The organism is Bacillus cereus group sp. BfR-BA-01347 (genome assembly GCF_022663835.1).
GTDB lineage: Bacteria > Bacillota > Bacilli > Bacillales > Bacillaceae_G > Bacillus_A > Bacillus_A thuringiensis_K.
This window is the reverse complement of sequence record NZ_JAKUGG010000018.1, coordinates 116,038-130,265: the sequence shown is the minus strand read 5'-3', so window position 1 is coordinate 130,265 and position 14,228 is coordinate 116,038. Positions and strand designations below refer to the sequence as shown.

Below are 14,228 nucleotides of genomic sequence, written 5' to 3'. Positions count from 1 at the left end.
TACCATCTAAATATCGTTTCACCGCTTGGATTTTTTCTTTTGAAGAAAATTTAGCCATAAAAAATGCACCTCCAATTGTTAGACTGTGTCTAACAATTGGGGTGCACTTCAATCATATAGAGGGCTTTTATTTTGTCTAGCTGCAGCGGCTAGAATCTCTGGCCATTTCACACTCTCGGCCTGCGCCAAAAGTGCTTCTCGATCGAGCGTTCCAATGACCTGCGATTCTGAGCGAGCTGCCTCCGCTTTTATTACTATCCAGTTACGCCTCCTAGACCATTGCGTCTAAGAACCTTCCCTGCCAAAAGGTAAAAAGCACCTTTTGCAGGAAAGAACCTTAGCCACCGGGTCTAAACAGTCGGCTTCACTTTTATTTCACCCAACCGAGCAGCATTTCCCGCACGAATTTGCTTGCTGCGACTGGTGTTTGATCACTATGGTCGTAGACTGGAGCTACTTCTACTAAGTCTGCTCCAACTACATTTATATTTGAATTTGCAATTGCTACGATGGAATCTAATAATTCTTTAGATGTGATACCGCCAGCTTCTAACGTTCCTGTTCCTGGAGCGTGAGCTGGGTCTAATACATCAATGTCGATTGTGACATAGACTGGGCGTCCTGCAAGTTTCGGTAATACTTCTTTTAACGGTTCTAATACGTCAAACTTGTATAAGTTCATACCTACTTCTTTCGCCCATTCAAATTCTTCCTTCATTCCAGAACGAATTCCGAAAGAATATACGTTTTCCGGACCAATTAAATCACACACTTTACGAATAGGTGTAGAGTGGGATAAAGGCTCCCCTTCATACGATTCACGTAAATCAGTATGAGCATCCATATGGATGATTACTAAATCCGGATATTTTTTTGCCATTGCCTTAAAAATTGGCCAAGACACTAGGTGCTCACCGCCGAGACCTAGTGGAAACTTACCGGCATCTAAAAGTTTTGATACATATTCTTCAATCATGTCTAAGCTGCGTTGTGCATTTCCGAATGGTAATGGGATATCACCCGCATCAAAATATTTTACCTCTTCTAGTTCACGATCTAAATACGGACTATATTCTTCAAGACCGATTGATACTTCACGAATACGTGCAGGGCCAAAGCGAGATCCTGGACGGTAACTTACTGTCCAATCCATAGGCATCCCGTAAATAACTACCTCTGACTCTTCAAAACTTGGATGACTTTTAATAAATACTTTACCTGAATAAGCTTCATCAAAACGCATATTCTTTTCCTCCTTATGTGGAACTTAAGGTATCCCAACCTTTCATTATTTCTCAAATTTGGAGCGAGTTGCTCCTCTTTCTCGATTTACCGGGTCTTCTGTTTCATACAAGAAGACAATTTTCTTTACAGAAGTGTAAATAGCTAGCATGTTCAAGTCTTCTGGACAAACACCTTAAATGAGCTACTTACACTTTATTTGTTCGATACGATTCTCTTACTTAATTAGATCGCCAACAAATTTCGGTAATGCGAATGCTGCATTGTGTAATTCTTTTGTGTAGTATTTCGTTTCGATTTCGTGGAAACGCTCTTCACTTACTTCTAATGGATCATGTTTTTTAGATCCGATTGTGAATGTCCAAAGACCACTTGGATAAGTTGGAATATTCGCTGTGTATAAACGAGTAATTGGGAAAATCTCTTTTACATCTTTAAACACAGTTGTAATTAATTCTGGTGTAAACCAAGGGTTGTCCGTTTGAGCAACGAAAATACCATCTTCTTTTAACGCTTTTGAAATTCCAGCATAGAAGCCTTTTGTAAATAGGTTTACTGCTGGTCCTACTGGCTCAGTAGAATCTACCATAATTACGTCATATTCATTTTCGCTTTCTGCGATATGTAGGAAACCGTCTCCTACTTTCACTTCTACACGCTCATTATCTAATGCACCTGCAATTGATGGTAAGTATTGTTTAGAGTACTCAATTACTTTTCCATCGATTTCAACAAGAGTTGCTTTCTTTACGCTTGGGTGTTTTAACACTTCACGAATAACACCGCCATCACCGCCACCAACAACTAATACGTTTTCAGGGTTTGGATGTGTAAATAAAGGTACGTGCGCTACCATTTCATGGTAAACGAACTCATCTTTTTCTGTCGTCATAACCATGCCATCTAAAATAAGCATGTTTCCGAACTCTTCCGTTTCAACCATATCAAGTTTTTGGAATTCTGTTTGCTCCGTATGTAATGTGCGGTTAATACGCGCCGTAATCCCAAAATGTTTTGTTTGTTTTTCAGTGAACCATAGTTCCATCGTACAATCACGCCTTTCAATGCAAATTTATAATAGGGACATCATTAATGTCCCCTAACAAAAATAAAACAAAACATCCAAAATGTATAGTTAAAAGTACAAAAATACCGAAAATATATTTTAGTCAGAGGGTTCTAACATATGTGCAGAAAGGGTTTGCACCGTAAAAGGAAAGAAAACCCTTTCTTAAGAAAGGGCTTTTGTCTCTATTTCTACTGGTTTACGAATTGGAATTAGGATCATAATACAACCAACTAATACCACAATTCCACCTACTAAAAACGGACTTTGTGGTGAAACAGTATGACCGATAACTCCTGATAAAATCGGAGCAATTGCGCCCCCTAGCCAACGAACGAAGTTATAAACACCTGACGTAACAGATCTTTCATAAGGTGAAATATCCATTACATAACTTGTATATAATGCATTGTTTAAACCAGATGCCAATCCTGATAAAACGATAAGAGTAATTTGTAACCACATAATTTTCACAAAGAATAGTACAATTAAGAAAATCGCAAATACGAGTAAACTACCCTTCAATAATGTTTTTGGTTCATATTTCCCTTCTAGCTTATGTGCTAAAATTGCAGAACCGTAAGCTAACGCGAGTCCCCATCCGCAAAATACAAAACCTAATTGAATAGCTGATAAATGCATAATAAGTGGTGAATATGCTAACACGACAAAAAATCCGTAGTAGTATAGCATCCCTGAAATGGCACCTTGCATAAATGGTTTATACTTCACCAGGTTAAGTAATTCCCCTACGCCAGCAGCCTTACGCTTCACTTTTCGCTCTGGTTCTTTTACAAAAAAGAATACTAAAATAAATGCTAAGAAAATTAAAATACTCGTCGCGAAAAACGGATAACGCCAAGAATGACCACCTAATATCCCGCCTAATAATGGTCCGCCAGCCATGCCTAAACCGATAGCTGCTTCGTATAATCCTACTGCTTCATGAACTTCTTTACTTAATGCTATTAACAGCGTCATTGCTGTAGCAAAAAACATCGCATTTCCTAATCCCCATCCAGCGCGGAAAAGAGATAATTGAGCAATCGTTTGCGATATACCACATATAAACGCAAATACAGTCACAATCGCAAGACCGATTGTCATCATCCGTTTATCACCAAATCTCGATGCAAATATACCAGCTGGTAACATCATGATTGCCATCGTTAAAATATAAGCGGTAAATAACATTTCAACTTGCCAATGTGTTGCACCAATTTTCTCTGCAATAATTGGCAAAATTGGGTCGACTACTCCTATACCCGAAAAGGCAAGGAAGGTAGCCACCACTGTAATCAATCTCCCTAGTTTTTGTTTGCTCTCCATTTTGATTACTCTCCTTTTGTGCTCTCTAAAAATGTTACTGCACGATGTAAACTATCTTCGAGTTCTGCCTTTACACGTTGCATTTGCTCCATTTTTTCGTCTAACGTTTGCACTTGTTTTTCAAGCATATCTTTAATTTCTTGAATCACTTCACGATCACGAGGGTTCTCGCTATTTCTCCTTTGCTCCATTCTTTCTTTTAGTGATAAGAAATGCTGCATTTCTTGAAGTGTGATTCCTAGCACTTCTTTCGCTTCTACAATTCTTTTAATTCTGGCAATATCCTCATCAGTATACAGACGAATATTTCCCTCACTACGTTCTGGGGGATGAATTAAACCAATTTCCTCATAATAACGAAGTGTACGTTTTGTTAAACCGACTTGCTTTGTTACTTCATCAATTTTATACATGTTTATTCCTCCCTTCACTTGATTATTACATTTTACGTTAACGTTAACTTTTCTGCAACTGTTAGACTTTTGTAAATGTTTGTCATATTCAATTGTATTTTCCCTAAAGCAGTTCCATAATGAAAGAAATGAGATAATAAGGAGAATTTCACATGATTAAACCACTTATTTTCGCTCATCGCGGAGTAAAAGGAACACATCCCGAAAATACGATGATTGCCTTCCAAGAAGCAGAACGCATTGGCGCTCACGGAATTGAACTCGATGTCCACTTATCAAAAGATGGTGAACTTGTCGTAATTCACGATGAAACCGTCGATCGCACAACAAATGGCGTTGGACTTGTTTCGGAAAAAACGGTGGAGGAACTACAATCATTGGACGCTGGTAGCTATAAAGACCCTTCTTTCCATGAAGCAAAAATCCCAACATTGCGCGAGGTTTTCATTTGGCTTTCCACAACGAACTTACAACTAAATATTGAATTAAAGACAGATGTTATTCATTACCCAAACATTGAGGAAAAAGCTGTCGCACTTGTGCGTGAATATCATCTTTCTAATCAAATTGTATTTTCATCATTTAACCATGACTCTGTTTCATTATTAGCAGAAATTGCTCCTGAAATCCCAAGAGCAATTTTATATGATACACCACTTGCTGATCCAATTGCCGAAGCAAAACATAGAGAAGCAAATGGATTACATCCAAACTTCCAGTTATTAACGAAAGAATTTGTGCAGTTAGCACAAGAGCAAGGGTATGTTTTCCGTCCATATACAATTAATGAATACAAAGATTTACAAACTATGATTGATTATGGTGTAGATGTCATCATTACCGATTGGCCAGCACGTGCCTTTGAGCTCCTTTCTTAATGGAAGGGGCTTTTTTATTTTCGAAATTTCATTGTTTAAAATAAACGAAAACCCTCAATACTAATACAATAACGCTTGTATTAATGAGGGGCTGAAAAAAGATGGATCAAACTATGAATCCAAAACTTAAAAAATATAAACGTCTTTTCTTCACCGCAATGTTTTCTTGCGTCCTTTTCTTCGTTTTTTCTTTTTTTGTTATTATTATAGTTGCAAAAATTATGGGACCTCCTCCTGTTGCGGTCCCGCAAACAAGCGTCTTTTACGCAAATGATGACACTGTTATAGGACAAAGTAATGAAATGCAAAAACGTTACAATGTATCTCTTAATGAAATTTCATCTTATGTAAAAGAGGCGACACTATCTATTGAAGATCAACGATTCTACAAACATCATGGCTTTGATATGAAACGTATTGCTGGTGCCATTGTTGCCGATTTAAAAGCGATGGCAAAAGTCCAAGGTGCTAGTACGATTACACAACAGTATGCTCGTAACCTTTACTTAGATCATGATAAAACGTGGAAACGTAAACTATTAGAAGCAATGTACACAATTCGCCTTGAGGTGAATTATAATAAAAATCATATTTTAGAAGGATATTTAAATACAATTTATTACGGACATGGCGCTTATGGCATCGAAGCTGCGTCCCGTCTATATTTCGATAAAGCGGCAAAAGAGTTAACATTAGCAGAAGCTAGTATGCTCGCAGGTATCCCGAAAGGGCCAAGTGTCTATTCTCCCTTTTTGAAAGAGGATCGTGCGAAAGGACGACAAGCTCTCATATTAGATGAAATGGTAAAGCAAGGATATATTACGAAGCAACAAGCAGCCTTAGCGAAGAAAGAGCCACTAACTTTTGCCTCATTAGATACGAAAAAAGTAGCAGAGGTCGCACCATATTTCCAAGATGCTGTACAAGCTTCGCTCCTTCGTGATGTTGGATTAGACGAACAAGCTTTACAACGGGGTGGCTTGCGAATTTATACAACGCTAGACCCTAAACTACAAGCTGTAGCAGAACAAGCTGTAAAAGATCACATACCTGACACAACAAACATACAAACTGCTCTCGTCTCTATGAATCCAAAGACAGGTGAAGTGGCTGCTCTTGTTGGTGGAACTGATTATACTACGAGTCAATTTAACAGGGCTACACAAGCCATTCGTCAGCCTGGTTCTACATTTAAGCCATTTCTATATTATGCGGCATTAGAACGAGGATTCACGCCTGCTACACGCTTAAAAAGCGAATATACTGTATTCACCTTAGGTGACGGCGTTTCAAAGTATAAACCGAAGAACTATAAAGATTATTATGCAGATGATTTCGTAACGATGGCACAAGCTCTCGCAGTCTCTGATAACATTTATGCTGTGAAAACAAATTTGTTTTTAGGCGATGACGCGCTTGCAAAAACAGCGAAACAGTTTGGAATTACAAGTGCATTAAAAGATGTGCCTTCTCTAGCTCTCGGTACATCACCAGTAAAACCAATTGAAATGGTTAACGCTTATAGCATGTTCGCAAACGGTGGAAAAGAAGTAAAACCTACTTTCATTCGCCGCATTATGGATCATGAAGGAAATATATTATACGATGCTCATTTAGAGAGTAAACAAGTTCTCGACAAGAGCAAAGCGTTTGTAATGGAAGAAATGATGACTGGTATGTTTAATAAGAAACTAAGCAGCTATGCTGCTGTAACTGGTCAATCGATGTTATCCAAACTATCAAGAACATATGCCGGCAAATCTGGTTCTACTGAAACGGATAGTTGGATGATCGGATTTACTCCGCAAATCGTAACAGGTGTATGGGTCGGATACGATCAACCTAAATCTATTTCAAACGTAGCAGAACAAGGGTATGCGAAGAAAATATGGACTGATACGATGGAGAAGGGCTTAGATGGACAGCCTAAAAAAGAATTTAAACAACCAAGTGACGTCGTAGCGGTTAATATCAATCCAGAGAACGGTAAAATTGCTACAAAAAATTGTCCTATTTCTGTGAAAATGTATTTCGCTAAAGGTACCGAACCGACTGAATATTGTATGGATCACGTCGATGATAAAGAAGAATTTGAAAAAACGACTGAAGAAAAGAAAAAAACAAGTTGGTGGAAAAAATATCTTCCTTGGTAAAAAAAATAGCTGACGGGCACCCGTCAGCTATTTTTTATTCACTTAATAATGCACGGCGCAATTCTTCACTAGATTCGTTCCAAATCGCTTCATTATGTTCTTTTAAGAACATACCAAGTACCTTTTTAGATGACTCGTCCATATGGTCAACCATAATGTGACGCTTCAATGATTTATCCATTTTATTTACGTGCTCTGGAAGTGATTTATATCCGCGGCGAATCTCACGGTCAACTGTCATTTCACAAGCTGTTACACCTGCGTAATACGCACCCGTTGCAGTTCTTTCAATCGTTACCCAAACAAGCCAAAACGGTTTTCCGTTTGGAACCTCATCTTTATTTGTTAAAAACTTAATACCTTTTTCTACTGTACTACGCGCATGCATCGCACCGATATCAACGAATGCAGTCTTCTCTAGTACATCAACAAATACAGGTGAAATGTTTTCTAAGCTTAATGCTCCAACACCAAATCCACCATGTCCATCTGTTGAATCATTTTTCACGATATTAAAACCGATTTTTTTCTTTTTCTCTGTCATATGTAAAATCCTCCTCACTTAAAAATTATAAAAGGCCAAAAATAGGCGCAATGATGCTATCTAAAAATACAAATACATGCGGAATAACTACCTGAAAAATAGGTTGAATTGTGTAATTACTAAGCGGTGTAATAACGAGAATTAATAACGCAATTGCCCCGTATTTCTCATACTGTGTCATTTTCGCGCGAATATTTGCTGGTGCTAAATCTTCCACTACGCGATACCCATCAAGTGGTGGGATCGGTAATAAGTTAAATACAAGTAAAACGATATTCAGCATAATAAAAATCTGGAAAAATTGAGCTAACGTATCTGCCACTGCAGATGGAATTGAGTATAATACACCAAATTTTAATAAGCTATACCAAATAATTAAACCAATTGCGCTTAAAATTAAGTTACTAATCGGCCCTGCAATTGAAACTAATATACCTGCAAGACGCGGTCTTTTAAAGTTATATGGGTTAACAGGAACCGGTCTTGCCCAACCGAATCCAAGAATTAATACTGCAATCAAACCTATAGGATCTAAGTGTGCCATCGGTGATAACGTTAAACGGCCTTGTCTCTTTGCTGTATCGTCTCCAAATTTATATGCTACATATGCATGTGCAAATTCATGAACTGATAATGCGATAATAATGGCCATTGCTACCAAAGGAATTTGGTGCAACGGGTATCTAAATAACTGATCCATGCTTCATCTCCTCTTCCATATGTCAAAAAAAGAAATTATTTGTTTTTTCGATTGTTCTTCCCCATAATCCGCTATAATAAGAGTGTAACTTACATAAAAGGAGCGATTGTACATGCCATACGTAACAGTGAAAATGCTAGAAGGACGCACAGAAGAACAAAAGAAAGCTCTTGCTGAGAAAGTAACAGCAGCAGTAAGCGAAACAACTGGTGCTCCTGAAGAAAACATCGTTGTTTTCATCGAAGAAATGTCTAAAAACCATTATGCAGTTGGCGGAAAACGCTTAAGCGACAAATAATTTCAAGTTTTTTCATAAGAAGCAGCCATTAGCTGCTTCTTATTTCTTTCCTTCTAACAACTCAATAATTCTCTCTTTATATTTTCCTTTTCTTCCATCTTCATAGATTAAATCATGTGGATAGAATAGCTTTTGATCCGTTCTTTTCTTACCTGTAATCGCCTCAACAATATCCGACTCACGTGAAAGCTCTCTAAGCTCTCCGTTTGGCATAAGAAGTAGGATTGGTAGACGCTCTTCTTCTTCTCCTGCACGATAAAAGTCATACGGTAAGTCTGATGTTGAATCAACTACTAAATAATACTCCGGATCAAGTCCAATCTTTTTAAATAAACTACTTAATTCCATCCAATTATCTAAACCGTGTTTATCTGTAAACTCTACATATTTAAATAGATTTCGATTCATAAAACGGCGGCATAAATCGCTTAAAATTGGATCTTCTTCTTCCTGCCATACTTGGAAGTAGTAATACATAACGTTCTCGTCTAACTTTAAATAATCCTCTACTGTTACTTCTTCTTCAAATAAAGAATAGAAATGAACAGGATGATTTTTAAATGTATAATACTTCTCGTGCAGTGATTTCGCACGGTGTAAAATCTTCGTTAAAATAACTTCTGCACTTCGCGTTACCGGGTGGAAATATACTTGCCAATACATTTGATAACGACTCATAATGTAATGCTCAACAGCATGCATACCACTATTTTTAATGACTACTTGATTCCCATACGGACGCATTACACGCAGTATACGTTCCATATCGAAGTTTCCGTACTTTACGCCTGTAAAATAAGCATCTCTTAATAAATAATCCATACGATCCGCATCAATTTGGCTCGAAATCATACTAATCGCTAATTTATTAGTAGACGTTTTTGCAATTACATCTGCTACCTTTTGTGGAAACTCCTTATCAACACGACTTAATACATCATTAATCTCCGTATTGCCAACGATAATCTTTTGCGTAAATTTCTCATGATCTAATGAAAATACTTTTTCAAACGAGTGAGAAAATGGGCCGTGGCCGACATCATGAAGTAATGCCGCACATAAACATAACAATCTATCTTCAGCATTCCAATTTGGTCTGCCATCAAACACATCATCAATCATACGACGAATAATTTCGTATACACCTAACGAATGAGTAAAGCGACTATGCTCTGCACCGTGAAATGTAAAAAATGTCGTTCCAAGCTGCTTAATACGGCGCAAGCGTTGAAATTCTTTCGTTCCGATTAAATCCCAAATAACACGATCACGCACGTGCACATATTTATGTACTGGGTCTTTAAACACTTTTGTTTCGCTGAGTTTGTCGTTTAAATATACCACTTTCCGACATCCCCCTTTCTTTACTACATTCTTACTTTATATTATAAACGAAATGAGAAACAGAAAGAAATGAAAGACTATATTAATTCCCTTTATAAAAAGAAAAAATCACCTTTACCGAAGTAAAAGTGATTTCCTTTATACATTATTTACCTAAAACGAATTCAGCAACTTCGTCTAAGATCATATCTTTCCCTAGTGGGAAGTAACCTTTGTTTAAGTCTTCATTTTTAATTGTAAATACGTGGTTATTTTTAACAGCGTTCATGTTTTTCCAAATTGATTCTTCTTGGAATTCTTTTAAGCGCTGAGAACCGTCACCAGTTGTAAATACGAATAAGTAATCTGGGTTGTAATCGATTAAAGCTTCTTTTTGTACCTGTACTAACGGTTTATCAGTTGGTGTACCTTTAACTGCTGGTAGTTTTAAATCATTAAAGATTACGCTACCGTAACCGTAATCACCATATACGCGGAAAGCATTTGGATATGCAGCCATTTTCATAAATGTTGCTTCACCAGTTTTAGCGACGATTTTGTCATGTAATTTGCTTGCTTTTTCATCATACTTTTTGAACCATTCTTTTGTTTCTTTTTCTTTACCGAAGATTTGACCTACTTCTTCGAATTTTGGACGCCATTGATCTAATGGAGTGTTTAACATAACTGTTGGTGCAATTTTAGATAATTGGTCATAAATCTTTTCTTGACGATTATTTACAAGAATTAAATCTGGTTTTGCAGCAGCTACTGCTTCGATGTTAATTTTATCGCCCCAAGCAGAACCAACTGGTTTAACATCTTTTAGTTTCTTTTCAATATGTGCATCAATTTTTTCTTGAGATGTATTAGCAGTAATAACCGGTTTCATACCGAAAATTAATAATTCTTCTGTTGAACCACTAAGGTCAGCAATTTTCTTTGGGTTTGCAGGAATTTTAATTTCCCCTTTTGCATGTTTTACAGTGCGCTCTTCAGTCTTTGCATCTGCTTTCTTTTCTTCTTCTTTGTTAGAACAAGCTGCAAATAGTACAGAAGTCACAGCTAGTACCATTGCTAATAGTGCCATTTTAAAATTCTTCATGTTCCCACTCCTTCTAGCTGTATTTATCTTATAAGTTACAATGAACTATAAGAAACAAAGATAACAATTAATCAATATATGTTTATTAATTGTTGTTAATAACCCATTCTAACGGGCGTTCAACTTCCCATTCTTATATAAGAAGCTCAACGTCCATTAGAAGTCCCCCTCTTCACGAGGGGGGTTCTACTTATGCTTTTTTACGCAATTGATTACTAATCATCGCTAAATCATATGTTAAACAAATTGGCTTACAGTTTACTGGGCATGGAACGATTTGAGCTTCAATCTCAAATACGTTACGAAGTGTTTCACTTGTCATAACTTCATCTGGCGTTCCTTGTTTCATTAACTTACCTGCTTTTAATGCAATCATATGATCTGAGAAACGAGAAGCGTGGTTTAAGTCATGGATAACCATAACAATCGTTCTACCTTCTTCTTCATTTAACTTTTTCAATAAGTTTAATACTTCTAATTGATGGGCCATATCTAAGTACGTTGTCGGTTCATCTAATACGAGTAATTCTGTCCCTTGTGCAAGAGCCATTGCGATCCACACACGTTGACGTTGACCACCTGATAGCGCTTCTGCTGGACGATTCGCAAATTCTTTCATTCCTGTCACTTCAAGTGCCCAGTTAATGTAGCGATAATCCTCTTCTTTCAGCGTGCCAAACCCTTTTTGATGAGGGAATCTTCCATATGACACAAGCTCAAATACAGTAAGACCCGTTGGCACTTCTGCAGTTTGTGGTAAAATCGCCATTTTCTTTGCAATTTCTTTCGTTGGCTGTTTCTCAATTGCTTTTCCGTCAAGATAAACAGTACCTTGCTTTGCCTTCAAAATACGAGACGCCGTTTTTAATAATGTGGACTTCCCACAACCATTTGGTCCAATAATTGTTGTAATTTTGCCTTCCGGAATTTCAACTGTTAATCCATCAATAATTAAACCTTCATTATAGCCAACAGATACCGCATCCACCGCTAAAGTTGCCATACGAAAAGCCTCCCTTTATTTTGTCCTCATAAGTAAATAAATGAAATACGGTGCACCAATTACAGAAATAACAAGACCGACTGGTATTTCTGAAGTTGTTAGTACACTTCTTGAAATTACGTCTGCGAATAAAAGTAAAAACGTTCCTATTAGCGCAGCTGTGGGCAACATAATTTGATGTTTACCACCAACAAGGCGCCTTGCTAAATGCGGGGCCATTAAACCGATAAAGCCAATTCCGCCGGCAACAGCAACAGATGCACCTGCTAAACAAACTGCAATAAATAATAATTTACGTCTTTCTTTTTCTACGTTTACACCAAGGCCAACTGCTGTAGAATCGCCTAGGTTCATTACATTTAATATGTGTGCTTTACTTATAGCAAGCGGTAAGAAAATAACCATCCATGGAAGTACACTTAATACAAATTTCCAATCTGTACCCCACAGACTTCCCGCTAGCCAAATCGTAGCAAAACGAAAATCGTTAGATGTCATCTTCATAGAGAAAATTAAACTAACAGCTCCAAATCCAGCTGCAACGGCAATACCGACAAGTATTAATCGAGTCGATGAAACGCCATCTTTCCATGCTAGTAAATAAATAATTACCGCTGCTAATATCGCTCCAACTAGTGCGAAGAATGGAAGAATGAATACAGATAAAAATGTACCAGTCCCTACTTTCCCGAAGAAGAAGTAGACGAATATAACAACTGTTAATCCCGCTCCAGCATTAATACCTATAATACCTGGATCAGCAAGCGGATTTCGCGATAAACCTTGCAAAATCGCACCTGACATAGCTAAGGCAGATCCGACTAGTATAGCAATTACCATACGCGGCATACGGAATTCAAATAAAATAACAGACTGATCTTCAGCCCCTAGTCCAACCAATGACTTTAATACGTCCATTGGCGGGATTTTAAAAGTTCCTGTATTTAAACTAATAAGAAATATAGAAATGATTAGTCCTACTAAAATCGTTAATATAGAAATGTTCTTTTTTGTTAAGACACTCATCCTCACATCTTTCCTCTCCCTTCATTACGTGCTAAGTAGAGGAAGAATGGAACCCCAATTAGCGCTGTAATTGCTCCAATTGGCGTTTCAAATGGTGGGTTAATAACGCGAGATAACATATCTGCACATTCAATTAACAGCCCGCCTAAGACCGCAGAACATGGAATAACCCATCTATAGTCCGAGCCTACGAGGAAACGAGTCATATGCGGGATTACAAGACCGACAAATCCAACTGATCCTGCCATGGAAACTGCAGAACCCGTTAAAACAAGAACAAGTACTGTTCCGATAAATTTAATCAATGTCGTATTTTGACCAAGTCCAATTGCAATTTCTTCACCGAAGCTCAAAATTGTAATATATCTCGACATCATAATTGCGATAAAAAGACAAACAAGGCCAATTGGTACTAACATATTAATACTTTGCCATTTCACTCCAGCAACTCCGCCTGCATTCCACATGCTCACCTCTTGGGCAAGATTGAAATACAATGCGATTCCAGATGAAATTGCCCCTAATAAAGCACTAATAGCTGCACCTGCTAAAGCTAATTTCACAGGTGTTAATCCACCTGGTGAAGAAGACCCAATTCCATATACAATGCTTGCACCAAACGCAGCTCCAATAAAAGATGCGATTACAAACATTAAATAAGGTGAATTAGGGAAAAATGCATACATAATTGCAATTCCAAATACAGCCCCATCTGTAATCCCCATTAATGATGGTGAAGCAAGTGGATTTCGCGTCATACCTTGCATAATTGCTCCTGATACCGCTAAAAAGGCACCTGCTACTACGCCCCCTATTGCTCTAGGCATGCGAAGCTCTTGAATTACGTTATGATGTGTAATAGATCCATCAAACTGAAATACAGCTTGCCATACAGTCTTTAAACTAATATCTGCAGCCCCAAAAGAAATAGAAACTGCCATGCTTAAAGCTAACAAAATTGTACCCGCTACTAAAATAATAGAAGCGATGAGCGGTCTGCTCTTAATCTCTTTAACATTCTCTTCTTGCTGTTCTATACTGCTTGCACTCGCTTCCATCCCTCAACCATCCTAACCAACAACATATATTTATTAAAATGAAATTTATTCTCAAATAGTAATAAAAAAATTAGGTGAATTGTTATTTTC

Annotated in this window: 14 protein-coding genes; 3 read left to right on the top strand and 11 right to left on the bottom strand. The window is 37.5% G+C overall.

Features of this window, described 5'->3' with window-relative positions; all coding sequences use genetic code 11:
* Positions 1-370: 370 nt before the first annotated feature.
* The 4 genes from speB to MR143_RS23415 all read right to left on the bottom strand — a co-directional run bounded on the left by speB (position 371) and on the right by MR143_RS23415 (position 4,050).
* A complete protein-coding gene (speB, locus tag MR143_RS23430) occupies positions 371-1,243 on the bottom strand; it encodes an agmatinase (protein WP_001209827.1) in 873 nt (290 codons plus the stop codon).
* 216 nt (positions 1,244-1,459) lie between these two features.
* Entirely contained in the window at positions 1,460-2,287 is an 828-nt protein-coding gene (gene speE / locus MR143_RS23425; RefSeq protein ID WP_000424696.1) for a polyamine aminopropyltransferase, read from the bottom strand.
* A 186-nt stretch (positions 2,288-2,473) separates the two neighbouring features.
* Positions 2,474-3,637, bottom strand: a complete 1,164-nt coding sequence (locus tag MR143_RS23420) for an MFS transporter (RefSeq protein ID WP_199718066.1) — start codon at positions 3,635-3,637, stop codon at positions 2,474-2,476.
* 5 nt (positions 3,638-3,642) lie between these two features.
* Positions 3,643-4,050, bottom strand: a complete 408-nt coding sequence (locus MR143_RS23415) for a MerR family transcriptional regulator (RefSeq protein WP_000276560.1) — start codon at positions 4,048-4,050, stop codon at positions 3,643-3,645.
* 152 nt (positions 4,051-4,202) lie between these two features.
* Here MR143_RS23415 and MR143_RS23410 point away from each other — a divergent pair, with 152 nt between their 5' ends.
* A complete protein-coding gene (locus tag MR143_RS23410; RefSeq protein ID WP_000595028.1) occupies positions 4,203-4,928 on the top strand; it encodes a glycerophosphodiester phosphodiesterase in 726 nt (241 codons plus the stop codon).
* A gap of 101 nt (positions 4,929-5,029) precedes the next feature.
* Positions 5,030-7,081 (top strand): transglycosylase domain-containing protein, encoded by a 2,052-nt coding sequence (locus MR143_RS23405; protein WP_000372970.1) that lies wholly within the window; start codon positions 5,030-5,032, stop codon positions 7,079-7,081.
* 34 nt (positions 7,082-7,115) lie between these two features.
* On the opposite strand, the gene MR143_RS23400 is transcribed toward MR143_RS23405, so the two are convergent.
* Positions 7,116-7,625, bottom strand: a complete 510-nt coding sequence (locus MR143_RS23400; protein ID WP_242280997.1) for a YwhD family protein — start codon at positions 7,623-7,625, stop codon at positions 7,116-7,118.
* A 25-nt stretch (positions 7,626-7,650) separates the two neighbouring features.
* Positions 7,651-8,325 (bottom strand): site-2 protease family protein, encoded by a 675-nt coding sequence (locus tag MR143_RS23395; protein WP_000372451.1) that lies wholly within the window; start codon positions 8,323-8,325, stop codon positions 7,651-7,653.
* Positions 8,326-8,437: 112 nt separating this feature from the next.
* On the opposite strand from MR143_RS23395, the gene MR143_RS23390 reads away from it, so the two are divergent.
* Positions 8,438-8,623 carry a 2-hydroxymuconate tautomerase gene (locus MR143_RS23390; RefSeq protein ID WP_001147171.1) on the top strand — a complete coding sequence of 62 codons (186 nt, stop codon included), beginning with the start codon at positions 8,438-8,440 and terminating at the stop codon, positions 8,621-8,623.
* A 39-nt stretch (positions 8,624-8,662) separates the two neighbouring features.
* Here MR143_RS23390 and MR143_RS23385 read toward each other — a convergent pair whose 3' ends face one another.
* From MR143_RS23385 to MR143_RS23365, 5 genes are all read right to left on the bottom strand, one after another.
* The gene (locus MR143_RS23385; RefSeq protein WP_000262742.1) at positions 8,663-9,967 is read right to left on the bottom strand and encodes an HD domain-containing protein; all 1,305 of its coding nucleotides are present in this window, start codon (positions 9,965-9,967) and stop codon (positions 8,663-8,665) included.
* Between the two features lie 145 nt (positions 9,968-10,112).
* The gene (locus tag MR143_RS23380) at positions 10,113-11,051 is read right to left on the bottom strand and encodes an ABC transporter substrate-binding protein (RefSeq protein ID WP_000787716.1); all 939 of its coding nucleotides are present in this window, start codon (positions 11,049-11,051) and stop codon (positions 10,113-10,115) included.
* A gap of 190 nt (positions 11,052-11,241) precedes the next feature.
* Positions 11,242-12,054 carry an ABC transporter ATP-binding protein gene (locus tag MR143_RS23375; protein ID WP_000212068.1) on the bottom strand — a complete coding sequence of 271 codons (813 nt, stop codon included), beginning with the start codon at positions 12,052-12,054 and terminating at the stop codon, positions 11,242-11,244.
* Positions 12,055-12,069: 15 nt separating this feature from the next.
* A complete protein-coding gene (locus MR143_RS23370; protein ID WP_001242964.1) occupies positions 12,070-13,086 on the bottom strand; it encodes a FecCD family ABC transporter permease in 1,017 nt (338 codons plus the stop codon).
* Entirely contained in the window at positions 13,083-14,138 is a 1,056-nt protein-coding gene (locus MR143_RS23365) for a FecCD family ABC transporter permease (RefSeq protein WP_000388294.1), read from the bottom strand. Before MR143_RS23365 ends, MR143_RS23370 begins: the two co-directional genes overlap by 4 nt.
* Positions 14,139-14,228 lie beyond the last annotated feature (90 nt).

Coding starts and splice junctions, on each gene's coding strand:
- speB (WP_001209827.1), bottom strand. CDS start 1,243: ATGCGTTTTGATGAAGCTTATTCAGGTAAAGTATTTATTAAAAGTCAT.
- MR143_RS23410 (WP_000595028.1), top strand. CDS start 4,203: ATGATTAAACCACTTATTTTCGCTCATCGCGGAGTAAAAGGAACACAT.
- MR143_RS23375 (WP_000212068.1), bottom strand. CDS start 12,054: ATGGCAACTTTAGCGGTGGATGCGGTATCTGTTGGCTATAATGAAGGT.
- speE (WP_000424696.1), bottom strand. CDS start 2,287: ATGGAACTATGGTTCACTGAAAAACAAACAAAACATTTTGGGATTACG.
- MR143_RS23405 (WP_000372970.1), top strand. CDS start 5,030: ATGGATCAAACTATGAATCCAAAACTTAAAAAATATAAACGTCTTTTC.
- MR143_RS23420 (WP_199718066.1), bottom strand. CDS start 3,637: ATGGAGAGCAAACAAAAACTAGGGAGATTGATTACAGTGGTGGCTACC.
- MR143_RS23380 (WP_000787716.1), bottom strand. CDS start 11,051: ATGAAGAATTTTAAAATGGCACTATTAGCAATGGTACTAGCTGTGACT.
- MR143_RS23390 (WP_001147171.1), top strand. CDS start 8,438: ATGCCATACGTAACAGTGAAAATGCTAGAAGGACGCACAGAAGAACAA.
- MR143_RS23400 (WP_242280997.1), bottom strand. CDS start 7,625: ATGACAGAGAAAAAGAAAAAAATCGGTTTTAATATCGTGAAAAATGAT.
- MR143_RS23395 (WP_000372451.1), bottom strand. CDS start 8,325: ATGGATCAGTTATTTAGATACCCGTTGCACCAAATTCCTTTGGTAGCA.
- MR143_RS23365 (WP_000388294.1), bottom strand. CDS start 14,138: ATGGAAGCGAGTGCAAGCAGTATAGAACAGCAAGAAGAGAATGTTAAA.
- MR143_RS23415 (WP_000276560.1), bottom strand. CDS start 4,050: ATGTATAAAATTGATGAAGTAACAAAGCAAGTCGGTTTAACAAAACGT.